At 73.4% G+C, this 26103-nt stretch carries 22 protein-coding genes and 1 pseudogene; 16 read left to right on the top strand and 7 right to left on the bottom strand.

The features are described from left to right. Positions 1-11: 11 nt before the first annotated feature. Positions 12-290 (top strand): YciI family protein, encoded by a 279-nt coding sequence (locus ACZ31C_RS18975; RefSeq protein ID WP_465796402.1) that lies wholly within the window; start codon positions 12-14, stop codon positions 288-290. Between the two features lie 54 nt (positions 291-344). Here the strand turns inward: ACZ31C_RS18975 and ACZ31C_RS18970 are convergent, their stop codons facing one another. The 3 genes from ACZ31C_RS18970 to ACZ31C_RS18960 form a co-directional block, all read right to left on the bottom strand. Continuing rightward, complete coding sequence (locus tag ACZ31C_RS18970) at positions 345-929, bottom strand: hypothetical protein (RefSeq protein ID WP_396747140.1); 585 nt, start codon at positions 927-929, stop codon at positions 345-347. A 321-nt stretch (positions 930-1250) separates the two neighbouring features. Continuing rightward, entirely contained in the window at positions 1251-1964 is a 714-nt protein-coding gene (locus ACZ31C_RS18965) for a hypothetical protein (protein ID WP_465796401.1), read from the bottom strand. Between the two features lie 69 nt (positions 1965-2033). After that, the gene (locus ACZ31C_RS18960) at positions 2034-3011 is read right to left on the bottom strand and encodes a ParB/RepB/Spo0J family partition protein (protein ID WP_465796400.1); all 978 of its coding nucleotides are present in this window, start codon (positions 3009-3011) and stop codon (positions 2034-2036) included. A 177-nt stretch (positions 3012-3188) separates the two neighbouring features. On the opposite strand from ACZ31C_RS18960, the gene ACZ31C_RS18955 reads away from it, so the two are divergent. From ACZ31C_RS18955 to ACZ31C_RS18945, 3 genes are all read left to right on the top strand, one after another. Then, a complete protein-coding gene (locus ACZ31C_RS18955; protein ID WP_465796399.1) occupies positions 3189-5987 on the top strand; it encodes an AfsR/SARP family transcriptional regulator in 2799 nt (932 codons plus the stop codon). A 100-nt stretch (positions 5988-6087) separates the two neighbouring features. Continuing rightward, positions 6088-6804: a substrate-binding periplasmic protein gene (locus tag ACZ31C_RS18950; protein ID WP_465796398.1), complete on the top strand. Its 717-nt coding sequence runs from the start codon at positions 6088-6090 to the stop codon at positions 6802-6804. Next, positions 6801-7838, top strand: a complete 1038-nt coding sequence (locus ACZ31C_RS18945) for a cation diffusion facilitator family transporter (RefSeq protein WP_465796397.1) — start codon at positions 6801-6803, stop codon at positions 7836-7838. The genes ACZ31C_RS18950 and ACZ31C_RS18945 overlap by 4 nt, the downstream gene beginning before the upstream one ends. Before the next feature lie 31 nt (positions 7839-7869). Here ACZ31C_RS18945 and ACZ31C_RS18940 read toward each other — a convergent pair whose 3' ends face one another. After that, entirely contained in the window at positions 7870-8742 is an 873-nt protein-coding gene (locus ACZ31C_RS18940) for an alpha/beta fold hydrolase (protein ID WP_465796396.1), read from the bottom strand. Between the two features lie 414 nt (positions 8743-9156). Here ACZ31C_RS18940 and ACZ31C_RS18935 point away from each other — a divergent pair, with 414 nt between their 5' ends. The 8 genes from ACZ31C_RS18935 to deoC all read left to right on the top strand — a co-directional run bounded on the left by ACZ31C_RS18935 (position 9157) and on the right by deoC (position 17861). After that, positions 9157-10149 (top strand): glycoside hydrolase family 11 protein, encoded by a 993-nt coding sequence (locus ACZ31C_RS18935; protein WP_465796395.1) that lies wholly within the window; start codon positions 9157-9159, stop codon positions 10147-10149. 211 nt (positions 10150-10360) lie between these two features. Beyond that, the gene (locus tag ACZ31C_RS18930) at positions 10361-11143 is read left to right on the top strand and encodes a GntR family transcriptional regulator (RefSeq protein ID WP_396747124.1); all 783 of its coding nucleotides are present in this window, start codon (positions 10361-10363) and stop codon (positions 11141-11143) included. Between the two features lie 103 nt (positions 11144-11246). Continuing rightward, complete coding sequence (locus tag ACZ31C_RS18925; RefSeq protein WP_465796394.1) at positions 11247-12623, top strand: ABC transporter substrate-binding protein; 1377 nt, start codon at positions 11247-11249, stop codon at positions 12621-12623. A 58-nt stretch (positions 12624-12681) separates the two neighbouring features. Further along, on the top strand, positions 12682-13653 hold the full coding sequence (locus ACZ31C_RS18920) for a carbohydrate ABC transporter permease (protein WP_176093783.1): 972 nt from the start codon (positions 12682-12684) through the stop codon (positions 13651-13653). After that, positions 13653-14477, top strand: coding sequence for a carbohydrate ABC transporter permease (locus tag ACZ31C_RS18915; protein ID WP_350696964.1), 825 nt, complete (start codon positions 13653-13655; stop codon positions 14475-14477). Before ACZ31C_RS18920 ends, ACZ31C_RS18915 begins: the two co-directional genes overlap by 1 nt. Continuing rightward, positions 14474-15949 (top strand): xylulokinase, encoded by a 1476-nt coding sequence (locus ACZ31C_RS18910; RefSeq protein ID WP_465796392.1) that lies wholly within the window; start codon positions 14474-14476, stop codon positions 15947-15949. The genes ACZ31C_RS18915 and ACZ31C_RS18910 overlap by 4 nt, the downstream gene beginning before the upstream one ends. Before the next feature lie 26 nt (positions 15950-15975). Then, positions 15976-17022, top strand: coding sequence for a zinc-dependent alcohol dehydrogenase (locus tag ACZ31C_RS18905; protein WP_465796391.1), 1047 nt, complete (start codon positions 15976-15978; stop codon positions 17020-17022). Between the two features lie 128 nt (positions 17023-17150). Continuing rightward, positions 17151-17861, top strand: coding sequence for a deoxyribose-phosphate aldolase (deoC, locus tag ACZ31C_RS18900; protein ID WP_465796390.1), 711 nt, complete (start codon positions 17151-17153; stop codon positions 17859-17861). A 125-nt stretch (positions 17862-17986) separates the two neighbouring features. Here the strand turns inward: deoC and cobF are convergent, their stop codons facing one another. From cobF to cbiE, 3 genes are read right to left on the bottom strand one after another with little or no spacing between them, the layout of a single operon-like run. Beyond that, entirely contained in the window at positions 17987-18775 is a 789-nt protein-coding gene (gene cobF, locus ACZ31C_RS18895; RefSeq protein ID WP_465796389.1) for a precorrin-6A synthase (deacetylating), read from the bottom strand. Continuing rightward, the gene (gene cobM / locus ACZ31C_RS18890) at positions 18772-19542 is read right to left on the bottom strand and encodes a precorrin-4 C(11)-methyltransferase (RefSeq protein WP_465796388.1); all 771 of its coding nucleotides are present in this window, start codon (positions 19540-19542) and stop codon (positions 18772-18774) included. Before cobM ends, cobF begins: the two co-directional genes overlap by 4 nt. Beyond that, complete coding sequence (gene cbiE, locus ACZ31C_RS18885; protein WP_465796542.1) at positions 19539-20750, bottom strand: precorrin-6y C5,15-methyltransferase (decarboxylating) subunit CbiE; 1212 nt, start codon at positions 20748-20750, stop codon at positions 19539-19541. Before cbiE ends, cobM begins: the two co-directional genes overlap by 4 nt. Before the next feature lie 312 nt (positions 20751-21062). Between cbiE and ACZ31C_RS18880 the strand changes: the two genes are divergently transcribed. The 4 genes and pseudogenes from ACZ31C_RS18880 (at position 21063) to cobA (ending at position 26073) form a co-directional block, all read left to right on the top strand. Next, positions 21063-23075, top strand: a complete 2013-nt coding sequence (locus ACZ31C_RS18880; protein ID WP_465796541.1) for a magnesium chelatase subunit D family protein — start codon at positions 21063-21065, stop codon at positions 23073-23075. Then, entirely contained in the window at positions 23075-23689 is a 615-nt protein-coding gene (gene cobO, locus ACZ31C_RS18875; RefSeq protein ID WP_449946951.1) for a cob(I)yrinic acid a,c-diamide adenosyltransferase, read from the top strand. Before ACZ31C_RS18880 ends, cobO begins: the two co-directional genes overlap by 1 nt. Then, positions 23683-25065: pseudogene (locus ACZ31C_RS18870) on the top strand (cobyrinate a,c-diamide synthase); the annotation flags it as partial. The gene cobO and the pseudogene ACZ31C_RS18870, both read left to right, overlap by 7 nt. Beyond that, positions 25057-26073 (top strand): uroporphyrinogen-III C-methyltransferase, encoded by a 1017-nt coding sequence (cobA, locus tag ACZ31C_RS18865; RefSeq protein WP_465796540.1) that lies wholly within the window; start codon positions 25057-25059, stop codon positions 26071-26073. The pseudogene ACZ31C_RS18870 and the gene cobA, both read left to right, overlap by 9 nt. Positions 26074-26103: the final 30 nt, after the last annotated feature.

Here is a 26103-nt window from a genome sequence, read left to right as displayed (position 1 = left end):
GCGTCCCCGCCGTGATCTGTGTGGAACTCTCCTTCACCGCCGACCCGGCCCGCCTGGCGGCGCGTCCCGACCACCGGCAACGCCTGCGCGCCTGGCACGACCAGGGCATGTTGCTGCTCGCCGGCCCCTGGGACGACGACTCCGGCGCACTGCTGATCTTCGCCGCCGAGGCCGCGACGGTGCGCCGGCTGATGGCCGAGGACCCGTACTTCACCACCCCGGGCGTCCGCGTCGTGTCGCTGCGCGCCTGGCGCCCGCTGGTGGGCTCGGACCGGCCGGGCACGCTCTGACCCACGGCAGCGGCGGGCCGCCGTGGGCGGGGCCGCCGCATCAGCCGGTACGGGTCACAGCCCGGCCGCCGCGTCGTACCGGCGACGCAGGTCGGCCATCTCCCCGGGCTCGAGCGCCTCCTTCTGCGCCAGGTCGGCGTACTTCGCCGGGAACATCTGCCGCAGCCGGTCGATGAAGATGACGTCCTCGGTCGCCTCGACCACCTGGATGCCGGGTGGGTTGGTGGAACGGTCCATGATGACCGGACCGGCCAGCTTGACCGCCCAGTCCCAGGTGCGCTTCTCCTCGGCCACCCCGCAGAGGTGGAAGCCGTAGACGGTCTGGACGTCGGCGATCGAGGTCACCTCGGCCGGCTCGAAGCCGTACACGTGGACTCCGCAGACCACCGCCGGTGGCGTCTCCTGCCCGTCGGCCGCCTGCTGGGGCGCGTGGCCGGCGTGGTTGTGCTGCCCCGGGTCCGCCTGTTCCAGCGTGGCGCGCATCCAGGTCATGAGCTGCCCGCGCAGGTCCGTCGGCTTCGTGTCCGTCTCGGCGGCGTTGACCAGTGCCACTGCGGTGGCCGAGACGGTCAGCACGATCACCGCCACCCACACGAAGCGGTTCCGGTACCACCCCGCCACACTCTGTCGGGAAATCATGACTGCTTCTCACCTCGTCGCCGGTTCTGGTGCGTCGGCAGATCGCGTCGGACGCCCCCGGCATCTCCGGCCGCGACGCCTCGCGGACTCGTACCGGGGGGACACACGTTCGGCGGGGACACCTACCCGGAGATGTGCCCGTCGTCGTGGTGATGGCCTGGCGATGCGGCGCGCGACCGTCTGCCGATGCGGCGCGCTGCCGGCATAGCGCTGCTCCCGTGCGCTGGCCGTTCCCAGCGCGTTTGCCCCCGCGCTGCGGCGATATGAGCCATTCCAGCACGCCCGGACCCGGTCCGGCAACATCGACCGTCGCCGAGGTGACTATTTCGTCCGGCGCGTCACCGCGAGGTCGTCGAGAGCGTCTCGCGGGTCCGGCCGACCGAAGGCCAGCGCCAGGAACGGCCGGGCCGCCAGGTCGTCCCGGCCGCCGACGCCGGACAGCAGGGCCTGGTGCGGGCCCCGGAACAGGCCGCCGCCGAAACCCCGCCGCACCGCAAGCAGATACGCGGCGTGCAGGCTGGCGCCGGTACGCAGTAACAGGTCGAGGCGGCCGTCGACGTCCTGCCCGGCCGGGGCGGCGTCCAGGTCCCACACCGCAGCCAGCACGCACGGCACCGTGGCGCACGGGCCCGATGCCAGCCCGGTCATCGCCTCGGCCGCCGGTGGTCCGGACGCGTCCACCAGCTCGCCGTCGCGGTACTCGTGGACGCCCGGGCTGGTGTCGGTGACCGCGCGGGCGAACACCAGCCACCGCGCGCCGTCGGTGTCCTCCGGTGCGACCGGCCGCGCGGCGTCGGCAGCGGCCTGACAGACCCGCAGCACGTCGGCGCGGGGCAGCGGGTCGCCGAGGTAGCGCCGCACCGGCCGTCGGGTCCGCAGGAGATGGTCCACATCCTCGCCGGCGAGCCGGGACGCCGGGATCGGCAGCTGGGGAACGGTGAGAGCGGCCACCGACGTCCGCCGTCGGACCGCCTGCACCAGGCCTGCGGCCCGGTCGCCGGACGGGCCGTGCCGGGGCGGCGGGGTCTCACTCATCGACACCTCCGGAGAAGATCAGAATGCCGGTGACCACCTCGTCCCGACCGTCCCGGCTGCGGCCGGTGCTCAAGCCGCCCGCTCGGTCAGATCGGTGTCGCCGAGCCGGTCGGTGAACTCGTGCCAGGCGCGGGCACATGCCTCCCCGACGTTGCGCAGCACGTCGCGGCAGTGGCCCGGCGTGGCGTCGGCGACCGCGTCGGACTGCTCGACGAGTACCAGCGTCGCGGAGACCAGCCCCAGCAGCGCCCGCCCGCGCTCGGTGTAGCGCAGCGACGGGTCGTTGGTAAGCCGTTCCAGCCCGGCCCGCAGCAGCGGTCCGAGGGGGTCGGCGGGATCCGGCCCGGACGGGACGCCCGCCGAGGTCACCGCCGTGCCCTCCCCGGCGACGGTCGCCACGGTCGCCAGTTGCCGGCGGACGTCGAAGGCGGTGCCCACCGAGATCCCGGCCTCCCGCGCCACCTCGCGCAGGCTGGCCTCCGGTCGGCGACGCATCAGCTCCGCGGCCCGCCGCCGACCGTCCGCCGCGGACAGAGGTCGCTGGCGTCCGTCCCGGCCCACCCGGATGTTCGGATGTGCACGGTCATCGGGTGAACAGCGCCGCAGTGTCGCCACCGTACGCGGGGCCACCCCGCAGACCGAGGCGATCCACCGGTCCGAGCGCTCCGGGTGCGAGGAGAGTATCCGCCGGGCGGCGGCGGCCCGCTCCGGGCCGGTCAACGGCAGCCCGTGCCGCACGTTGACGTGCACGGCGGCGACGAAGGCGTCGTCGTCAGAGCCGTCGAAGAAGGTCACCGCGATCTGCCGGTCGCCGCGCAGCCGGGCCGCCGCCAGCCGCTGCGCACCGTCGACGACCCGCATCGTGGACCGCTGCACCAGGATCGGCGGGATCACCTCGACCGACTCGGCGAGCTGCTGGATCCGGCCGGTGCCGGCCACCGTCGACCGGGGCGAGGAGCCGACGACCACCGAGCAGACGTCGACGAAGGTCACCTCCCGACTCTGGGCGACCTGGATCCGTTCCCGCATGCGCACCTCGACCGCCACCGTTTGGGAAGATCATCGATTGGCGGCCGATGGTACGGTCTCCGGCGTATCCGTCGCGCACAATTGGCGTACAAACGAATTGTGCGCGACTACCGTCGATCGGTCGGTCCGGCTGTGCGGCGACGCGGTTCGGATGGGGTGCGGTCCAATGGCTCAGGCCGTCGGCTGAGGTGACTGATGCTTCTCCGGTTCGACCTTCTCGGCCCCTTGTCGGTGTCCCGGGACGGGCATCCCGTCGACCTCGGCTCGGTCAAACAACGGCTGCTGCTGGCCCTGCTGCTGACCCGACCCGGCGAGGCCGTGCCCGCCGACGAGTTGGTCAACGTGCTCTGGGGCGACCAGCCACCGGCCTCCGCCGGGGCGAACATCCGCACCTATGTGCGCGGGCTGCGGCAGGCGATCGACTGCGACGGCCGGATCGTCACCACCGCCGGTGGCTACCTGCTGCGGGTGGAGCCGGACGAGCGCGACCTGGACCGCTTCGACGCCGCCGCGGCACGCGGGCGCACCGCCGCGACCTGCGGTGATCCGGTACGCGCCGAGGCCGAACTGGCGCAGGCGCTGGCGCTGTGGCGCGGCCCCGTCCTGGCCGGGCTGCCGCTGCCCCGGGCGTTGTCGCGCTGGGTGGGACAGGTGGCCGAGCGGCGCCTGCTGGCCGAGGAGGACCACGCCGGCACCCAACTCGCGCTCGGCGCGGCGGCGCAGGTGATCCCGCGACTCCGGGCCCTGCTCGAACGGCATCCGTTGCGGCAGCGCGCCTGGGCGCACCTGATGACGGGCCTCTATCACAGCGGGGACGCGGCCGGGGCCACGGCGGCCTTCCGGCAGGCCCGGCAGGTGCTCGCCGAGGAGACCGGGATGGACCCGGGGCCCGAGCTGACCCGCCTGTACGACGACATCCTGCACCACCGCTGCCCGCCGCCGCCTGCCGAACCCGCGCCCGTCGCCGGTACCCGCCCGGCGCAGTTGCCGCTCACCACGCCGGACTTCGTCGGCCGGCGGGAGCAACTCGCCCGCCTCGACGCGGTCGTCGGGCACCCGGCCGGCGGACCGACCTCCGTGGTCGTCACGGTGGTGTGCGGGATGGCCGGGGTCGGCAAGACCACCCTGGCGCTGCACTGGGCGCACCGGGTCGCCGACCGTTTCCCCGACGGGCAGCTCTATGTCAACCTGCGCGGCTACGACGAGGGCGAGGCGGTCTCCCCGGCCGACGCCCTGCTCGGCTTCCTGGAGGCGCTGGACGTACCGCTGGTCCGCATACCCAGCAGCCAGCACGCCCGCACCGGCCTGTACCGCAGCCTGCTGGCCGACCGCGAAATGCTCATCGTGCTGGACAACGCCCGCGACGCCGACCAGGTGCGCCCGCTCCTGCCGGGCGCAGGCCGCTGCGCCGTCGTGGTGACCAGTCGGGACCAGCTCAGCACGCTGGTCGCCGCCGAGGGCGCCCGACTGCTGACCCTCGACGTGCTGACCGACACCGAGTCGACGCACCTGCTGCGTAGCCGGGTCGACGGCAGCCGCCTGGACGCCGAGCCGGCCGCCGTGGCCGAGATGATCGAGGCAGCCGGTCGACTGCCGCTCGCGCTCTCCATCGTGGCGGCCCGGGTGGCCACCCGACCGACGTTCCCGCTGGAGGCGGTCGTCGCCGAGCTGCGGGCGCCGGAGACCCGGCTCGCGATGCTCGCCGACGGTGACGTACGGCGGGTGTTCTCCTGGTCGTACGAGGCGTTGAGTCCGGACGCGGCACGCCTGTTCCGCCTGCTCGGCCTGCACCCGGGCCCGGAACTGAGCGGCTCCGCCGCCGCCGCGCTGCTCGGCTGGCCGCGTGTCGCGGTCGCCCCGGTGCTCACCGAGCTGACCCGGCTGCACCTGCTGACCGAGCACCGCCCCGACCGGTACGCCTTCCACGACCTGCTGCGCTCGTACGCCGCCGAGCTGGCCCAGGCGGACGAGCCGGCCGACCAGCGGTGGGCCGCCCACCGCCGGCTGTACGACCACTATCTGCACAGCGCCGAGCCGGCCGGTCGTCTGGTGCAGCCGCAGTGGCCGCCGGTGACCGCGCTACCGGCGCTGCCCGGCAACGTCCGCGTGCCGATGGTCGACCAGGACGCCGCGCTGGCCTGGTTCACCGCCGAACGGCACGTGCTGCTCCGGGTGGTCCGGCAGGCCACCGCCACCGGCTTCGACGCGTACGCGTGGCGGTTGGCCTGGGCGTTGACCACCTTCCTCGCGCCGGGTGGGCTCTGGCAGGACCAGTCGACCGCCCAGCAGGCCGCGCTGGAGTCGGCGGAACGTCTCGGTGACCTGGAGGCACAGGCCACCGCCAACCGCCTGCTCGGCCGGGCCGCCTACCGGCTGGGCGAGTACGACACCGCAGGCGAGCGCCTCCAGCGTGCGATCACGCTGTACGAGAAGCTCGGCGATCAGGACGGTCTGGCGCAGACGCTGCACAACTACACCGAGCACTGCTTCGTGCTCGGCCGACGGGACGAGGCGTTGACGCACGCCCACGAGGCGTTGCGGCTCTATCGGCTGGTCGGCAACCGGGCGGGCGAGGGGCGGGCGCTGAACGCGATCGGCTACCTCCACGCCGTGCTGGGCAACCACCGGCAGGCCATCGCCGACTGCACCGAGGCGCTCGCCCAGCAACGGCTGATCGACGACCGCAACGGACAGGCGGCGACGCTGGACAGCCTGGGCTTCGCCTACCACGGACTGGGGGAGTACGAGTCGGCGGTGAGCTGCTACGAGCAGTCCATCGAGTTGTTCCGCGACTCCGCTGACCGCTACCACCAGGCGGAGACCCTGACCCGTCTCGGCGACACCCGTGCCGCCATGGACGACCTCGACGGCGCGGTGGCGGCCTGGCGACTGGCCGCCACCATCTTCGACGACCTGGGCGACCCGGCCGCCGAGGGCGCTCGTCGCCGACTCGCCGAGGTGCGACGCTCCGGGACCGGCACCTCGCCGTCCTGAGCACGCCCGACGCCGGTACCGCCGAAGATCTTGGCCCTCGGGTGGTGCGATCGGTGACGCCGGGGTATCAGGTGCGTGCGGCTCGACCGGAGGAGGATCGATGCGGCGGACCAGCGCGCTCGTCGGTGTGATGCTCCTGCTGCTCACCGGCTGCCAGTGGCCGCGGGACGCGGCCGACACGGCACGGGACGTGCGGGGCGGGACCCTGCGGGTCGGGGTGACCGAGTCGCCACCCTGGACCCGGGTCGCCGACGACGGCACGGTGACCGGGGCCGAGGCCGTGCTGGTGCAGCGCCTGGCGCAGCGGCTGGACGCGCGCGTGGAGTGGTACCCCGGGTCGGAGTCGACGCTGATGGCGGCACTGAAGGACCGGGTGCTGGACCTGGTGGTCGGCGGACTCGACGCGGCGGCACCCTGGACCGAGCAGGCCGCGCTGACCCGTCCGTACGTGACGATGCGGACGGTCGTGGCGGTGCCGGACGGCGTACCCCCGCCGGAGGACCTGGCCCGCGCGCGGGTGGCGGTGTCGGCGGGCACGGCGGAGGTCGCCGCGCTGCGGGGCGAGGACGCGCTGCCCGTGCCGGTGCCGGAGGTGACCGGCCGGGAGGGGCTGCCGGTGGTCGTCGGCCAGTGGCGTCTGGCCGAGTTGGGACTGCGGGAGACCGGTCACGACCTGGCCGAACACGACCACGTGTGGGCGGTGCCGCCGGGGGAGAACGGCTGGCAGGTCGAGGTCGAACGGTTCCTGCTGGCGCTGTCGCACGCCGAGGTCGAGAGGTTGTTGACCGACGCGGAGCGGGGCGCGGGGACGACATGAGGGTGTACGACCGGTTCGAGTTGCCGCCGGACAAGGCCGCGCTGCACCGGCGCGCGATCCGGCTGGAGTGGTGGACGATCGCGTTCTTCGTGGTGGCGATCGCCGCGCTGGCGCTCACCCTCGGGCAGTCGCAGGCGATGAAGGCCGCCTGGATCGAGGACATGCTCGGCCTGGTGCCTCCGCTGGCGTTCCTCGTCGCCGCCCGCTACCGCAACCGGGCGCCGAACGACCGCTTCCCGTACGGCTACCACCGTTCGGTCAGCGTCGCGTTCCTGGCCGGTTCGGTGGCGCTGCTCGGCCTCGGTGGCTACGTCGTCTACGACTCGCTCACCCGGCTGATCGCCCGGGAACGACCGCCGATCGGGATGATCGAGGTGTTCGGTCACCGGATCTGGCTGGGCTGGCTCATGATCGGCGTCCTGTTCGTCACCATGCTGCCGGCGATCCTCCTCGGCCGGGCCAAGCGCCGCATCGCCGACCAACTGCACGACAAGGTCCTCTACGCCGACGCGGAGATGAACCGCGCCGACTGGCTGACCGCCGGCGCGGCGATCCTCGGCATCCTCGGCATCGGCGCGGGGCTCTGGTGGGCCGACGCCGTCGCCGCCCTGGTGATCGGCGGGGACATCGTCCGGGACGGCACTCGCACGTCACGCGGTGCGGTGGCGGACCTGATGGACGACCGGCCCCGGGTGGTCGACGGCAGCCGTCCGCATCCGCTGCACGACCGGCTGCTCACCGCCATACGCGACCACGACTGGGTCGCCGACGCCTGGCTGCGTCTGCGGGAGGAGGGGCACGTCTTCGTCGGTGAGCTGCTCGTGGTGCCGGTCCCCGGCACCGATCGGCTGGTCGACCGGCTGGAGGAGTTGGGTGCCTTCGCCCGCGACCTCGACTGGCGGATGCATGACCTGGTCGTCGCGCCGGTCGGGCGCATCGACCGGCCCGAAGCCGACCGGCCCGACGCGTTGCCGGTGGCGCGCCGGGCCGACCACGATCGCCGCCACGGGTCGCGCGACACCGCGTCCGGGTAGGCGCCGGGTCCGGCCGGGCGGCACCCGCCGGTCAGCCGAGGAAGCGGTGCAGGGCCTCGGTCAGCCCGACCGGGTTCTCCTCGGCCACGTGGTGACCGGACTCGATCGGGTGCCCGCGCAGGTCGTCGGCCCACGGACGCCACACGGCGAGCGGGTCGCCGTACAGGTCGGCCAGGTCGTCGCGGGTCGTCCAGAGCAGCAGCGTGGGGCAGCGGACGGTACGCCCGGCCCGCCGGTCGGCCTCCTCGTGCTCGCGGTCGACGCCGAGGCCGGCCCGGTAGTCCTCCAGCATTGCCCGGACCGTGGCCGGGTCGTGGACGGCCTGCCGGAACTCCCGGTGGTTCTCGACGCCCATGGTCTCCGGCCGGGCCTTGTCGCCGTACCAGGCGTCGGGATCGGCGCCGATGACGCGTTCCGGCGTGTCCGGCTGGGCGAAGAAGAACCAGTGGTACCACCGCCGGGCGAAGGTCGCGTCGCAGCGGGCGAGGGCCTCGCTGATCGGTACGCCGTCGACGACCACCAGCCGGTCGACCGCGTCGGGGTGGTCCAGGGCCAGGCGGAGCGCCACGTAGCAGCCTCGGTCGTGGCCGACGGCGGCGAACGTCGGATGGCCCAGCGCCCGCATCAACCGGACCATGTCCCCGGCGACCGCGCGTTTGGACTGCTGGGAGTGGTCGGGCCGGATCGGTGCCTTGCCGGACTGCCCGTAGCCGCGCATGTCCGGGCAGACCACGGTGTACCCGAGGTCCACCAGGCGCGGGGCGACCCGGTGCCACGTCGCCCCGGTCCGGGGGTGCCCGTGCACCAGCAGGACCGGCGGCCCGTGCCCGCCGTGCCGTACCCGCAGTTCCACGTCCCCGACGTCGATCCGTTCGTCGGTGAATCCCTCGAACATGCGCGACATGTACCCCGATCGTCGCCCGGAAACCCACTGGAACTTCCGATGGTGTGGGTCGGGCGTGTCCGGGGTGACACCGATAGTTGCGGTGGTTATCGTCCGAGGTGACGCGCTCACAACGTGGTTGAACAGGATCAACATCGCGAGGGTCGGCTGCTCCGGCCCGCCGGAGATGTCGGGAGTGTTTCCGGAAGTTGTTGACGTGTCCAGGGAAATCGGCCAATACTGATGGCCATCGACGCAGCTCGATCGTCGTCGACCTCGCCACCAGTTCCGCCGGTCACCGTGCGGCACGACCGGTACGCCACCACCACCGAATGCGCCACACGCCGACCGTCGACGGCGGTCGCCCGGGCCGCCGAGCGGCGGTCGGCGCGTAGCGCACTGCTGGCCTCAGGCCAGCCGTCCCGAGGAGGAAGCATGCCCGACGGCCTCGTGCAACCGAGACGCCGCAGACGCCTCCGGTCGCTCATCGGCGCGGCCTGTGCCGTGGCGCTGATCACGACCGGAACCGTGGCGATCACGACAGGCCCCGCCCACGCCCAGACCGTGACGTCCAACCAGGAGGGGAACCACAACGGGTACTTCTTCTCGTTCTGGAAGGACAGCGGCAACGTCTCCATGACGATGGGGAACGGCGGTCAGTACAGCACCCAGTGGAGCAACGTCAACAACTTCGTCGCCGGCAAGGGCTGGAACCCGGGTACGCGGCGCAACGTGACCTACTCGGGCACCTTCAGCCCGAACGGCAACTCGTACCTGACCCTGTACGGCTGGACCCGCAGCCCGCTGGTCGAGTACTACATCGTGGACAGTTGGGGCAGCTGGCGTCCGCCGGGCGCCAACTCCATGGGCACGATCAACACCGACGGCGGTACGTACGACATCTACCGCACCCAGCGGGTCAACCAGCCGTCGATCGACGGCACGCAGACCTTCTACCAGTACTGGAGCGTCCGGACGTCGAAGCGGGTGGGCGGCACCATCACCACCGGCAACCACTTCGACGCGTGGGCCGCCCGGGGCATGAACCTGGGCAACCACTACTACCAGATCATGGCCACCGAGGGGTACCAGAGCAGCGGTAGCTCCAACATCACGGTGAACAGTGGCGGCGTCACCAACCCCACCACCCCGCCGCCCGGCAGCGGAGGCTGCTCGGTCAGCGTGAGTCGGGCCGAGGACTGGAGCGACCGGTTCAACGTGAACTTCTCGGTCAGCGGCAGCAACAACTGGACCGTCTCCATCCGCACCAACGGTGGCCAGAGCGTGCAGAACAGCTGGAACGCCTCGATCAGCGGCTCCAGCGGCACCCTGACCGCCCGGCCGAACGGCAACGGCAACAACTTCGGCGTCACGCTCTACAAGAACGGCAACAACACCACGCCGACCGCGAGTTGCTCCGCGAGTTGACGTGATCGTCCGTGACGGGGTGTCGGCCACTGGCCGGCACCCCGTCCGTCGTTCTGTACCACCGCCCGGGCCCGTGAGCTGGGCCCGCGCCAAGTTTCCTCAGGTCAGGGGCTTGACCACGTGATCGTTCGGCCCTATGTTCAGTGATGTCCACAGACTAATGCGGACATCACTGAACAAGCGATCACTGAACAAGCGACGAGGAGCAGGCGTGGCGACGACCCAGGAACTGAACCCCGCCGCCCTCAGGGCACTCACCCGACAGGTCTCGCCCGCCGAGGCCGAGGCGCTGCACGAGCAGATCTCGCAACTCATGCGACAGCGCATCGAGTCGGGGGAGTGGCCGGAACACCTGAAGCTCCCCGCCGAACCCGAGCTGGCCGCCGCGCTGAACGTATCCCGGGGCACGGTCCGCCGGGCCATCCGTACGCTGATCGAGGCCGGCCTGCTCAAGCAGACCCGGGGCAAGGGCACCTTCGTCCGGGGACAGATGCTGGAGCAGGAGTTCGCCCAGGAGCTGATCTCCACCGCGCAGAGCCTGGACCGCGAGGGCGTCGAGTACCACACGCAGGTGCTCTCCGCCCGTGTCGTGCAGGCCCCCGCGCACATCGCCGCCCACCTCGGCCTGCGGGCCGACGACCTCAGCGTGTTGGCCATCCGCCGGACCCGATCGGTCGGCGGCGAGGTGGTCTATCTGCTGGACAACTACCTGCCCACCGCCCTGTGTCCGGACCTGTCACCGCAGGTCCTCCAGGAGCGGTCGCTGTTCGGAGTGCTCGAACACGACTACGGCGTGACCGTCGACTCGGTCCGGCGTACCTTCTCCGCGATACTTCCCGACGACGACGTCAGCACCGCGATGTCGCTGCGTCCCGGGGTCCCCGTCCTCTACCTCGAGCAGATCTCCTACCAGGCCAACGGAAACTCGGTCGAGTACTCCGACGTCTGGGTGCGCGGCGACCGCGTACGGATCTCCTCCTGGATCAAGCGGTAGGACGCCCCGCCCCACCACGTCCTTCCCCCTCCACACCCCACCCCCACTCGTGCCGACGGTGGTTCGCCACCGCCGTCGTCGCACGCTGCCCTGAGGAGACATCATGCGCAACGAGGCTCCCTTCCGGCTGTCCAGGCGCGGCCTGCTGACCGGCGTGCTCGGGATCGGTGGCGCCGTGGCGCTCGGCGCCTGCGCCGGCCGCGAGGGCGAGACCGGCACCGCAAACGCCGCAGCGGCCGGCGCGACCTTCGACGGCTCCGGCATGTCCTGGGACCGCTTCAAGGGCGAGACGCTCAACCTGCTGCTCTGCGAGCACTGGTGGACCTCCGCGGTCAGCAAGCGCTTCGCCGAGTTCGAGGCGCTGACCGGCATGACGCTCAAGGCCAACACGCTCTCCGAGGACAGCTACTACCAGCAGGCCCTGGTGGCCCTCTCCTCCGGTGCCACCACCTACGACGCCCTGATGGTCGGCAACCTGCAGGCCGGGCAGTACATGAACGCGGGCTGGCTGGAACCGCTGGACGCGTACTTCGGCGGCGGCGACCTGGTCAACACCGGCTGGTTCGACCCGAACGACTTCTTCGAGCCGGCCCGCCGGGCCAGCAGCCTCAACGGTGAGCTGATGGCGTTGCCGCTCTCCGCCGAGGCCGGCGTGGTGATCTATCGCAAGGACCTGGCGTCGCAGGCCGGCATCACTGGCTTCCCCACCCAGGAGAGCCTGGTCGACGCCAGCGCGAAGCTCGCCACGAGCATGGAGCGCCCGTTCGCCGGGCGCGGTCGCCGTGGACTCGACATCGTCTGGACCTGGACGAACTACTTCCTCACCCAGGGCGGCGAGTTCTACGCCGGCGACACCCCGGCGGTGGACAGCCCCGAGGCGGTCGCGGCGACCGAACTGTACGTGCAGCAACTGCTCAACCGGTACGGCCCGAAGGGCGCGTCCAACATGAGCTGGCTGGAGGCCACCGGCTCGGTCAACGAGGGTCGGGCGGCTCTCTACACCGACGCCAGCGGACTGCTGTCGGTGGTGCTGGACAAGAGCAGCAGCCAGCACACCGACCAGATCGCGGTGTCCCGCTGGCCCGGCAGCGCGTCCGCCCCGGCCGCACCGAACTACTGGTACTGGATGGCCGGCATCCCGAAGGCGTCGCGCAAGAAGGAGCAGGCGGCGCTCTTCTACGCCTGGGCGATGAGCAAGGAGACCGCCACCGCGGTCAGCGCTGAGTCGGGCAGCCCGTCGGCCCGCGAGTCGGTCTGGTCGAACGAGGACTTCCTCTCCTTCTATCCGGGCGACATGTCGCAGGAGATCGTCGCCAACCTCCAGGCCGTACAGCCGGAGCGGGTGCCCTACGCCCGGCCGACCTTCCCGAGCGAGGCCGACGCGCTCTCCCTCGAACTGATCAAGGTGCTGGTGGACGGCAAGGACCCGAAGCGGGCCATGTCGGACGCGGCGGCGGCGATGGCCCGGGCCGGCCGATGACGTCCCGCCCCACTTCCGTGGACGACTGCCGGAGCAGTCCAGGCCGAACGAGGTTGTGATGTCCGCAGATCGAACAGCCGTGCTCGCACGGCAGGCCGCCGACCCGACGCCGCCGACGCGTCCGGGTCGCACCGGCGGCCCGCCGCGCCGCCCCCGCGAGGACCGGGGCCGGCGACTCTTCCTCGTCGGCATGCTCGCGCCGATGACCGTGCTGCTGCTCGCGTTCACCCTCTATCCGTTCGTGTCGGTGCTGGTCGGGTCGCTGCGACGCAACGACCTGACCCGCCCGGACGAGCAGGGGTTCGCCGGCCTGGCCAACTTCGCCGACGCGCTCTCCGAGCCCGGTCTGCTGCGGGCGGTGCTGCTCACCGTCGGCATGGTGGTGGTCGCGGTGGTCGCCGAGTTCGCCCTGGGTACGCTCGCCGCCTCGCTGCTCTGGCGGCCACTGCGCGGCAGCCGGCTCTACCTGGCCCTGCTGGTGCTGCCCTTCGGCGCCACGCCGGTGGCGGCGTACCTGTCCTGGCGGTTGATGCTCAACCCGGACGGTGGGCAGATCAACGCGACCCTGGGTGCGCTCGGGCTGCCCACACCGGGCTGGACGTCCGAGCCGATGCTGGCCGTGGTGGCCCTCGTGGTGGTCGACATCTGGCAGTGGGCGCCGTTCATCACGCTGGTCATGCTCGCCGGGCTCAAGTCGCTGCCGGACGAGACGTTCGAGGCGGGCGCCCTGGACGGCGCGAACGCCGTGCAGCGGCTGGTCCGCATCGCGCTGCCGATGCTCAAGCCGCTGGTGGCCTTCGTCGTGACGATCCGCGCGATCGACGCGATCCGCACCTTCGACTCGATCTGGATCATCACCGGGGGAGGACCGGGCGCGGCGACCGAGACGCTCGTCGTCCGCATCTACCGGACCGCCTTCAACGACCTGCACATCGGCGAGGCGTCCGCGCTCGGCCTGCTGCTGCTCGTCGTCCTCTTCATCCTCGGCAAGCGGTTCGCCGCGCCCGCGCTGCAACGGTTGGAGCACTAGTGCACGAGACGCGCAAAGGCCGGGTCCTGCGGACCGTGGCGATCTGGGGCCTCATCCTCTGGTCGGTCCTGCCGTTCGCCTTCATGCTCCGCGTCGGCTTCGCCGCACCCAGCGACATCCGTGGCGGTGCGCCGGACTGGTTGGCCCCGCTCTACATGTTCAACTTCGTCGACCTGTTCGGCGACGCGGACTTCATGTCGGCGATCGGCCGCTCCGTCCTGGTCGCCGTGGTGTCCTCGGCGATCGCCATCGCCGCCGCCACCCCGGCCGCGTACGCCTGCGCCCGGATGAAGTTCCGGGGCCGCGCCGACTTCGAGTTCTGGGTGCTGTCCACCCGGATGCTCCCCGCAGTCGTCGTGGTCATCCCGTACTTCGTGCTGTTCCGCCAACTCGGCGGCATCGACACGGTGTGGGCGCTGACCGTGATGCACACGGTGGTCAACCTCGCGGTGACGTTCTTCCTGCTGCGCAGCTTCTTCGCCGACCTGCCGGCGGCGGTCTTCGAGGCCGCCGACCTGGACGGCTGCTCGGAGACCCGGAAGTTCGTCAGCGTGGCGTGGCCGATGGTGCGCAACGGCGTCGCCGCGGCGGCGGTGCTGAACTTCATCTTCTCCTGGAACGAGTTCGTCTTCGCGCTGACCCTGGCCAGCGGCGAGGCGAAGACGGTCTCGGTGGCGATGCTCGGGTTCATGCAGTTCCAGTCGGTGGCGATCGGCCCGATGATGGCCGCCGGGACGCTGGCCGTGCTGCCCGTGGCCGTCGTGCTCTTCGTGTCGCAGAAGCAACTCGTCACCGGCATGAGCTTCGGGGCGGTCAAGGGATGACCGACGTCGTGTGTGTGGTGGACGCCGGCACCACCGGGATCCGCTGCGCCCTGGTCGACGAGCGGGGCGAGGTGCACGGTCAGCACAGCCGGGAACTGGCCGTCGACCACCCGCAGCCGGGCCGGGCCGAGCAGTCCCTTCCGGCGATCTGGGAGGTGACCGTCGGGGAGCTGCGCGCCGTGCGGGCCATGGCCGACCAGGCCGGGCACCGGGTGGTCGCGCTGACCCTGTCCACCCAGCGGGCCTCCGTCGCCGGACTCGACGCCGACCTGCGGCCGGTCACCCCGCTGGTGCTCTGGATGGACCAGCGGGGCGCGAGCGAGCTGGACGCCATGCGGGCGGCCGTCGACGCGCAGACCTACAGCCGGGTGTCGGGGATGCCGCTGAGTACCATGCCGGCCCTGGCCACCCTGGTCTGGCTGCGGGCACACGCCCCCGAGGCGTACGCCGCGTCGGCCGTCTTCGTCGGCGTCCAGGAGTGGCTGTTGACGCGGTTGACCGGCGGCCGACCGCAGGTCGACCGCAGTTGCGCCTCCTGGTACGGCCTGCTCGACCTGCACGCCGGACGGTGGAGCGAGGACCTGCTGGCGGCCTTCGACCTCGACGGCGACCGCCTGCCCGAGCTGCGCGCGGCCACCGACGTCGCGGGTGCCCTGCGCGACGAGATCGCCGACGCCACCGGCCTGCCGCGCGGGCTGCCCGTCTACGTCGGCGGCGGCGACCAGCAGTGCTCGGCGGCCGGCGGCGGCGGAGTCCGTCCCGGCGCCGCCACCGTCAACCTCGGCACCTCGGCGACGATGGTCTTCCCGGCCGCCGTCGGCGACGTCGCCGACCCCGCCGGGTTCGTCCGCGCCGCCCACGTCGTCGAGGGCTGCGTCTCGGTCGAGGGCACCATCCCGGCCTGCGGGTCGGCCCTGCGCTGGCTGCGGGAACTGCTGCGCTACGGCGACGACGACCCGGCGTACGAGCGGATGTCAGCCGACGCCCGGCAGGTCGAACCCGGCGCGCGCGGCCTGCTCTTCGCGCCCACCATGGCCGGCGTCGGCACCCCGCACTGGACGGCGGCCGGCGGCCGGATCGACGGCTTCGACTTCACCCACGGACCGGGCGCCCTCGTCCGGGCCACTATGGAGGGCATCGCCCTCCAGGTCCGTGACGTGCTGCGACACCTGCCGCCGGAGCTGGCCGGACCGACGTTGACCGCGATCGGCGGAGGTGCCCGCTCGGACGTCTTCGGCCAGATCCTGGCCGACGTCACCGGCCGCGTCATCGAGGTACCGGCGGGCGACCCGCAGGCCGCACCGCTGCGCGGTGCCGCCCTCACCGCCTGGGTGGGCCTCGGCCGGTACCCGGACCTGGCGCACGCCGCCGGGTCCCGGCCCGCCGCCCGCCGCCACCTGCCCGACCCCACCACCGTCCCTGTCTACGACGCCCTGTACCGCCGGTACCTCGACCTGGCGGACCTGGCGTGACACGCGACATCCGAGGAGAACGCGAGATGGAAGCCCACCCCACGGAAGAACCGTCGATGCGGGCACTGATGCTGACCGGTGACCGCACCTCGGTCGTACGCAGTGTGCCGCGCCCGGTGCCGGCCCCCGACGAGGTGCTGGTACGCGTGACGTCGTCGGCGGTCTGCGGCAGCGACCTGCCGCACTACCGCAAGCCGGCGGCGGAACTCGACAACCGCCTGCACACGGTGCCCGGCCACGAGGCGGTGGGCGTGATCGCCACCGCCGCCGCCTCCGGCGTCGGACCGGCCGAGGGCACCCGGGTCATCGTCTACCAGCACTCCGGCTGCGACGAGTGCGTCTTCTGCCGCAGCGGCGAGCCGATGTTCTGCGCCGACCGCCGGACGCTCGGCAACCACCGGGGCGGCGCCGACGCGGAGTACGTCACCGCTCCGGCGACCGGCGTCCTGCCGGTGCCCGACGACGTCGGCGACGGGCTGGCGACGCTGATCGCCTGCAACTTCGGCACCGCGTACTCGGCGGTCCGCAAGTCCGGCGTCGGCGTCGGCGACCGGGTCGCCGTGTTCGGTCTCGGACCCGTGGGTTGCTGCGTGGTGGCCCTCGCGGTGGCCGCCGGGGCCGAGGTCTACGCGGTCGACCCCATCGAGGGGCGGCGGGACCTGGCCAAGACGCTCGGGGCGGTGGTCGTCGACCCGCGCGGTCAGGACCCGGTCGCCACCGTCGCGGCGGTCACCGAGGGCCGTGGGCCGGAGATCGTCTTCGAGTGTTCGGCGAACCCGGCCGCGCAGGCGCAGGTGATGAAGCTGGCCCGGCCGCACGGCACGGTGGTGCTGCTGGGCGCGAACAACAGCATGGAGATCGACCCCGGCGTGGACGTGATCCGCAAGGAGTTGCGGGTGCTCGGTAGCTGGGTCTTCACCCAGCCGGAGTTCCCGGCCGTGCTCCGGGCCGCCCGTGGCCTGCCCGCGCTCGCGCACCTGCTCGCCCCGCCCTTCCCCGCCGACCAGGCGGCCGAGGCGCTGGCCGCGGCCGACGCCGGCCACGTCGGGAAGGTGTTGATCGACTGGTCGTGACCCGACCGAGCGGTGTGCCGCTCCCGTTCACCCGGTCCTTGACCATCCCCAGATCCGCCACTGCGGCGGCCGAGGCGCGCGACGCCGGCCGCCGGGTGCCGCACGTCCGCACAAAGGAGATCCCCGCCATGACGTCCGCCACGACGGCCCTGCCGGCCGACCTGACCCCGGCCGCCCTCGCGCCGTACATCCAGCACACCCTGATCGAGGTGGGCACCACCCGGGACCGCATGATCACGCACGCCGAGGAGGCGCTCGCGCACGGCTTCAACGCGGCGATGGTGCCGGGTTCCTGGGTGCCGGTCGTCGCCGAGGTGCTGCGCGGCACCGACGTGCAGGTGGCCTCCGCCCTGGACTTCCCGACCGTCGGCGTGACCACCAGCGCCGGCAAGGCGTTCGAGGCGGAGAGCCTGGTCCGCGCCGGTGCCGCCCAGATCGACATCGGTGTGCAGGTCGGCTGGCTCAAGAGCGGCATGTACGACGAGTTCCGCGAGGACATCGCCGGTGTCGTCCGCGCCTCCGGCGTGCCGATCAAGGTGATGCTGGAGCTGCCGCTGCTGACCGAGGCCGAGCGGGAGGCGGCCGTCGAACTGTCCATCGAGGCCGGTGCGGCGTACCTGAAGAACGCCAGCAGCGGCACTGTCGAGGTCGCCAACCCGGAGAGCATCGGCTACCTGGTGTCCCGGGCCGCCGGCCGGAGCCGGGTCAAGGCGTCCGGCAGCATCAAGTCCTACCCGCAGGCCGTCGGGCTGCTGCGGGCCGGGGCCGAACTGCTCGGCACCAGCGCCGGCATCGCGATCGTCACGGACACCGCCACCGCCACGACGGTCAGCTACTGACCTGCCGGTGACGACGTGACCGCCCGGGCGTGGGTCGGCGAGAGGCACCCTCGCACCCGCGCCCGGGCCCGTCGCATGGCGTCACGGTCACGCCTCGGCGGCCCGGTCACGCCTCGGCGGCCCGGTCACGCCTCGGCGGCCGGGTCTCGGCGACGCAGCAGGTACGTGTCCATGATCCAGCCCTTGCGGCGGCGGGCCTCCCGGCGGGTCTCCACGATCCGCTCCGCCACCTCCGACAGCCGTCCGGCGACGAGGATCTCGTCGGTGGTGCCCAGGTAGGCGCCCCAGAAGATGTCGAAGTCCTCGTCCAGGTAGTGGGTGAAGGAGCAGTTCGCGTCCAGCATCACCACGATGTCGTCGACGTCTGCGGGCAACCGCTCGGCCAGCCGTCGGCCGGTGGTGACCAGGAACGCCCGACCCACCCGGTTGAGCCCGACGCGGTGCCGTGCGGCCAGCGTCGCCACGCTGCTGACCCCCGGGATCACGGTGTGCTCCAGCGCGACCCGCCCGCGCGCCTGGATCTCCTCCACCACCGCCAGCGTGCTGTCGTACAGCGCCGGGTCGCCCCAGACCAGGAACGCGCCGCAGCCCCCGTCGGGCAGGTGCGCGGCGACGGCCTCCTCCAGCAGGTCGGCGCGGTCCCGTCGCCACTGGTCCACCGCCGTGACGTACCCGTCTGCGGTCCGGTCCCGGTCCGGGTCGCGCACCTCGACCACCCGGTGCTCGGGCCGGGCGAAACGGGCCAGCAACTCCTGCCGCAACGCGATCAGGTCGTGCTTCTCCGCGCCCTTGTCGAGCAGGAAGAACACGTCGGCCCGGCGCATCGCCTCGGCCGCGGCGAGGGTGAGCTGACCCGGGTCGCCCGCCCCGATGCCGATCACCAGGATCGTCCGCACCGCGCTCACCCCGCTCATTCCGCCGACCCGGTCGGACGCTTGGCGCTGCGGTCCCGGCCGGGGGAGTAGAGGTAACTGTCCGGAAAGGAGTCGGCGGCCAGCGCGGCACCGACGATGATCACCGCGGTCCGGCGGATGCCGTGCGCCTCCACCTGGTCGGCGATGTCGGCCAGGGTGCCGCGCAGCACGACCTCGTCGGGTCGGCTGGCGTTGGCGACCACGGCCACCGGGCAGTCCGACCCGTAGTGCTCGACCAGTTCCCCGGCGATCTGCCGGGTCCGCGCCACCGCCAGGTGCAGCACCAGCGTGGCGCGGCTGCGGCCCAGCTCGGCCAGGGTCTCCCCGGGCGGCATCGGCGTCGACCGGGCCTGGGTCCGGGTGAGGATCACCGTCTGCCCGACCGTCGGCACGGTCAGCTCCCGGCGCAACGTGGCCGCCGCCGCCGCGTACGACGGCACACCCGGCACGATCTCGTACGGCACCCCGGCCGCGTCCAGCCTCCGGGTCTGCTCGGCGACCGCGCTGAACACGGCCGGGTCACCGGAGCAGAGGCGGGCCACGTCGTGCCCGTCTCGGTGCGCCTCGACCATCGCCGCGACGATCTCGTCCAACGTCAGTTCGGCGGTGTCCACCAGCCGGGCGTCGGGCGGGCAGGTGGCGAGCAGGTCGGCGGGGACCAGGCTGCCGGCGTACAGGCAGACCTGGGCGCGAGCCAGGACGCGTTGCCCGCGTACGGTGATCAGGTCGGCGGCGCCCGGTCCGGCGCCGATGAAGTGCACTGTCATGGCTTGCTCACCGCCCACTGCACCAGCGCGCGGGCGGGTTTCCACCCGGTGAAACCGCCCAGCGGCTCGGCGCGTTCGATCGACAACCGGGTCAGGTCCCCACCGTGCCGGGCCATCTGGTCGGTGAGTTCGCGTTCGCCTTCGAGGGTGACCGCGTGGGCGACGAGTCGCCCGCCGGGACGCAGCGCGTCCCAGGCCACGTCGAACACCCCCGGTGCGGTCAGCCCACCGCCGACGAAGACCGCGTCGGGTGCGGGCAGGTCGGCGAGGGCCTGCGGTGCCCGGCCCCGGACCACCCGCAACCGGGGTACGCCGAGATTCCGGGCGTTGGCGACGATCCGGTCGGCGCGGTCGTCACGCCCCTCCACCGCCACCGCCGACGTGCTGGGGTCGCTGCGCAGCCACTCGACGGCCACGCTGCCGCTGCCGGCGCCGACGTCCCAGAGCAGGTCGTCGCCGGTGGGTGCGAGCCGGGACAGGGCCAACGCGCGGGCCTCCCACTTGGTCAGGGCACCGTCGTGCGCGAAGGCGGCGTCCGGCAGACCGGGCACGGTGGACAGCACCCGCGTGCCGGGTACGGCGACGACCCGCACCGCGACCACGTTCAGCGGCGCGCCGGGCGGGGCGGACCACTGCCCGGCCCGGCCGTCGACCCGCTGCTCCGTGTCGGCGTCGAGCGCGGCCAGCACGGTCAGTTCGCTGTCGGCGTACCCGGCGTCGGTGAGCAGCCGGGCCAGCGCGGCGGGAGTGGCGGCGTCGGCGCTGAGCACCAGCAGCAGCCGGCCCGGGGCGAGGTCGCGGCGGACCTCGTCCAGGTCACGGCCGACCGCGCTGCGGACGATGACCCGCTCCACCGGCCAGCCCATCCGCGCGCACGCCAACGTGATCGAGGAGGGATGGCTGACCACGCGCACTCGGTCGGCGCCGAGCAGCCGGACCAGGTGCGTGCCGATGCCGAACCACATCGGGTCGCCGCTGGCCAGGACGCAGATCCGCCGGTCGGCGTGCGTCGCGAGCAGGTCGGGCAGGGCCGGCAGCAGCGGCGTCGGCCAGGCGACCCGCTGCGCCGGCACGCTCTCCGGCAGCAGGTCCAGGTGCCGCCGGCCGCCCAGCACGACCTCTGCCTGCCGCACCGCGTGGCGTCCACGCTCGCCGAGCCCCGCCCAGCCGTCCGCGCCGACGCCGACCACGGCGACCGGGGATGTCATGGACCTCACGCGGCGCAACGGTAGTCCAGCAATCCGCGACCCTGCCGCCCCGGGGGGTCGGTGTGACATCATCGGCGACGACGGCGCGGTGGGGAACACCGGTGAGTCGGCCCGAACGGGGTCGGCGAATCCGGGGCGGTCCCGCCACTGTGACCGGTCCGGCACCGCGCCGGCCACCGGAAGCCAGACACTCGCTGCGTCGTGCCACGTCGGCCGCTGCGTCGACGTGGTCGGTGACCGGCCGTGGGCGAGGACCCACGCGAGGTGAAAGGTGTGGCCGTGCGGTCGTACCCCTTCTCCGCCGTCGTCGGCATGGACGACATGGCGTTGGCGCTGAACCTGTGCGCGGTCTCCCCGGCGATCGGCGGTGTGCTGGTCCGAGGCGAGAAGGGCACCGCGAAGTCGACCGCCGTGCGGGCCCTGACCGCGTTCCTGCCCCCGGTCGACGTGGTGACCGACTGCCGCTTCTCCTGCGACCCGGTGGCACCGGACCCGGACTGTCCGGACGGGCCGCACCCGGCCGACCCGCCGGCCCGTACGCGTCCGGCCCGCCTGGTGGAGTTGCCGGTCGGCGCCGGTGAGGACCGCCTCCTCGGCGCGCTGCACCTGGAACGGGCGCTGCGCGAGGGCGTCACCGCGTACGACCCGGGTCTGCTGGCCGCCGCCCACCGTGGCCTGCTCTATGTCGACGAGGTCAACCTGCTGCACGACCACCTGGTGGACGTGCTGCTCGACGCGGCGGCGATGGGCCGCGCGACGGTGGAGCGCGACGGCGTCTCGGTCACCCACGCGGCCCGGTTCGTGCTGGTGGGCACCATGAACCCCGAGGAGGGGGAACTGCGCCCGCAGTTGCTGGACCGCTTCGGCCTGACCGTCGAGGTCGCCGCCAGCCGGGACCCGCAGGTGCGCGCCGAGGTGATGCGCCGACGACTGGCGTACGAGGCCGACCCGGACGGTTTCGCCGCCCGGTACGCCGACGCCGACGCGGCGCTGGGCGCACAGGTCGCCCGGGCCCGCACGCTGCTGCCGACGGTCCGCCTCGACGACGCGACGGTGACCCGCATCGCCGCCCTCTGCGCCGCCGCCGAGGTCGACGGAATGCGCGCCGACCTGGTCATCGCGCGGACCGCCATCGCCCACGCCGCCTGGTGCGGGCGCACCGAGGTGGGCGTCGGCGACGTCCGCGTCGCCGCCCGGCTGGCCCTGCCGCACCGCCGCCGCCGCAACCCCTTCGACCCGCCCCAGCAGGACGCCGCCGACCTCGACCGGGCGCTGCACGACGCCGGGCTGGACGAGCCGAGGCCGCCCGAGGACGAGCCGGATCCGCCCACGGACGGTCCACCGGGCCCCGACGACCCGGACAGCCCGCCCGACGGCGGCGGCCCGGGCGACCCCGAGGGTGAATCCGCCGACGAGCGCCCGTACCGCTCCCGCCCGGACACCCCGCCCGCCCCGGGCACCGAGGGGGAGCGGACCGTACCCGCCCCGGTGCCGGCCGGCGCGCCGTACCGGGCCCGGCTGTTACAGGTCCCCGGCAGCGGCCTCGGCGTGGCCGGCCGCCGCTCGCCGGCCCGCACCACCACCGGCCGCACGGTCGGCGCGCGGCGTCCGGACGGCGCGACGACCGGACGGCCCCACCTGGTGGCGACCCTGCAGGCCGCCGCGCCGCACCAGCGGGCCCGGGGCCGCCAGGGTCCCGGCATCCTGGTCCACCCCGGCGACGTGCGGCTGCCGGTGCGGCAGGGCCGCGAGGGCAACCTGATCCTGTTCTGCCTGGACGCCTCCGGCTCGATGGGCGCCCGCCAGCGGGTCGGCGCGGTCAAGGCCGCGGTGCTGTCCCTGCTGCTCGACGCCTACCAGCGCCGGGACAAGGTCGGCCTGGTCACGTTCCGCGCCACCGACGCCGAGGTGGCGCTGCCGCCCACCGCCAGCGTGGAGGTGGCCGCCGCCCGGCTGGCCACGCTGCCGACCGGGGGCCGCACCCCGTTGGCGGAGGGGCTGCTGCGGGCCCGCGAGGTGCTACGGGTGGAACGCATCCGCGACCCGCGACGGCGTCCCCTGCTGGTGTTGGTCACCGACGGCCGCGCCACCACCGGCCCGGACGCGGTGGCCCGGGCCCGGCACGCGGCCCGGCTGCTCGCCGCCGCCGGCACCAGCACCGTGGTCGTCGACTGCGAGCAGGGCCGGGTACGCATGCGACTCGCCGCCGACCTGGCCACCACGCTCGGCGCGCAGTACCTGCCGCTGGAGGGGGTCGCCGCCGACGCGCTCACCGACGCGGTCCGCGCCCACACCGTCGTCCGCACCGAGAGGGGTGCCGCCTGATGCCACAGGGCCAACCGGTCACCGTGCCGGACGACGGGCTGACCACCCGGCAACGCCGCAACCGGCCGCTGCTGATGGTCCACACCGGACCGTCGAAGGGCAAGTCCACCGCCGCCTTCGGGCTCGCCCTGCGCGGCTGGAACCAGGGCTGGTCGATCGCGGTGTTCCAGTTCGTCAAGAGCGCCAAGTGGACCGTCGGCGAGGAACACGCGCTGCGCGCCCTCGGCACGGTGCACGAGCAGACCGGCCAGGGTGGCCCGGTCTCCTGGCACAAGATGGGCGCCGGCTGGAGCTGGAGCCGCACCCAGGGCACCGAGAGCGACCACGCGGCACAGGCCGCGGAGGGCTGGGCCGAGATCAAGCGTCGTCTCGCCACCTCCGCCCACGACCTGTACGTGCTCGACGAGTTCACCTACCCGATGAAGTGGGGGTGGGTGGACGTCGACGAGGTGGTGCAGACGCTGCGGGAACGCCCCGGCCACCAGCACGTGGTGGTGACCGGGCGGGACGCCGACCCCCGGCTGGTGGACGCGGCGGACCTGGTAACCGAGATGACCAAGATCAAGCATCCGATGGACTCCGGCCAGAAGGGCCAGCGGGGCATCGAATGGTGAGCCTCCCGCCCCGGCTGATCGTCGCCGCTCCCGCCTCCGGACAGGGCAAGACCACGGTGGCCACCGGCCTGATGGCGGCGCTGCGACGACGCGGCCTGACCGTCAGCGGCCACAAGGTCGGCCCGGACTACATCGACCCCGGCTACCACGAGCTGGCCACCGGCCGCCGGGGCCGCAACCTCGACCCGTTCCTCCAGGGCGAGCACCGGATCCTGCCGCTGCTACGGCACGGCACCACCGTCGGGGCACCCGCCGACATCGCGATCGTCGAGGGCGTGATGGGCCTGCTCGACGGCGCGGTCGGCCGGGCCGGGTTCGCCTCCACCGCCCACGTGGCGCGGTTGACCCGTACCCCGGTGCTGCTCGTGGTGGACGTCTCCGGCGCCTCGCGCAGCATCGCCGCGCTGGTGCACGGCTTCGCCACCTTCGACCCGCAGCTCGCCGTCGCCGGAGTGGTCCTCAACAAGGTCGGCTCGGTGACCCACGAGGCGGAGATCCGTGACGCGCTGGCCGTCACCGGTGTGCCGGTGCTCGGGTCGCTGGGCCGGGACGCCACCCTGGACACTCCGAGCCGGCACCTCGGCCTGGTGCCGGTCGCCGAGCGGGCCGCCGCCGCCGCGCGTACCGTCGACGCGCTCGCCACCCACGTCGCCGCCGGTGTCGACCTCGACCGGGTGGTCGCGGTGGCCCGCCGGGCACCCGCGCTGCCCGGCCCGGCCTGGGACCCGGCGGCCGAGCTTGACGGTCTCACCGTCGACGGGACCGTCGCGGTCGCGTCCGGACCGGCGTTCACCTTCCGGTACGCCGAGACCGACGAACTCCTCGCGGCGGCCGGCCTGCGGCTGGCCACGGTCGACCCGCTGCACGACACGACGCTGCCCGAGCGGACCACCGGGCTGTACCTCGGCGGCGGCTTCCCCGAGGTGTACGCCGCCGGCCTGACCGACAACGCACCTCTGCGCCGGGCGGTGGCCGACGCCGCCACGCGTGGCGTCCCGACCGTCGCCGAGTGCGCCGGGCTGCTCTATCTGGCCCGCGACCTCGACGGCGCGCCGATGACCGGGGTCCTGCCGGTGCGTGCCCGGATGACCGACCGGCTGACGTTGGGCTACCGGGACGCACGGGCCGCCACGGACAGCGTGCTCACCGGCGCCGACCAGCAGGTCACCGGCCACGAGTTCCACCGCACCCGGGTCGACGCCGAACCCGACACCGCGCCCGCGTGGCGGTTCCGGCCCCGACCGTCCGCCGCGCACGGCACCGCCGCGCCGGTGCCCGACGGCGTCGTGTCCGGCACCGTGCACGCCTCCTACCTGCATGTGCACTGGGCCGGACACCCGAGCCTGGCGGCCCGCTTCGCCACCGCCGTGCACCGGCACACCACCGGCGCGGCACCGCGTACCCCCGCTGTCGTCCCGGCCAACCCGCACCCGGAAGCCCGGACTCCCGCCACCGCCTCGGCCGTCGCGGACCCGGAACCCGGTGGTTCCGCCACCGTCCCGGCTGATGCGGGCTCCGCTGCCACTGGCTCGGCTGTCGCGGGCCCGGCGGCCGGCGAGATTCCGGCCCCGCGTGGGTCCCGGGCGACCGGTCCCGTCCCGGCCGAATCGCCTGCCGTCGGTCGGGTCACCCTGGTCGGGGGTGGCCCCGGCGATCCGGGTCTGCTCACCCGCCGGGCGCTGGACCGTCTCGCCGAGGCCGACGTGGTGGTGGCCGACCGGCTCGTGCCGCACGCGGTGCTGCGCGACCTGCGGCCCGGCGTCCGGGTCGTCGACGTGTCGAAGGTGCCGCGCGGCGTGTTCGTCCCCCAGGAGCAGATCAACCAGATCCTGGTCACCGAGGCCCGCGCCGGACACCGGGTGGTCCGGCTCAAGGGCGGCGACCCGTTCGTCTTCGGCCGGGGCATGGAGGAGATGTTGGCCTGCCGGGCCGCCGGGGTGCCGGTGGAGGTGGTGCCCGGGGTGACCAGCGCCGTCGCCGTACCCGAGCTGGCCGGGGTGCCGGTGACCCATCGCGGTCTGACCCAGGGCTTCACCGTGCTCGCCGCCCACCTGCCGCCCGACGACCCGGGCAGCACCGTCGACTGGGCCGGGGTGGCCCGCTCCGGCACCACGATCGTGCTGCTGATGGCGGTGCAGACGCTGCCCGAGGTGACCGCCGCGCTGCTGCGACACGGCATGGACCCGGCCACGGCGGCGGTCAGCGTGGAGAACGGCGGTACCGATCGGCAACGCGTACTGCGGGGAAGCCTGGCCGACATCGCCGCCGTCGCCGCCGCCCACCACCTGTGCGCGCCCGCCGTCACCGTGATCGGCGCGGTCGCCGCGTTCGCCGACGTCACCCCGCTCGCCGACGCCAGCACCCGCCCCGGGCACGACGCCTGAAGCCGTCCGGGCGCGACGACTGAGCCCGCC

It is taken from the genome of Micromonospora sp. NPDC023869 (genome assembly GCF_055559695.1).
This window is presented reverse-complemented; position numbering and strand designations above follow the sequence as displayed.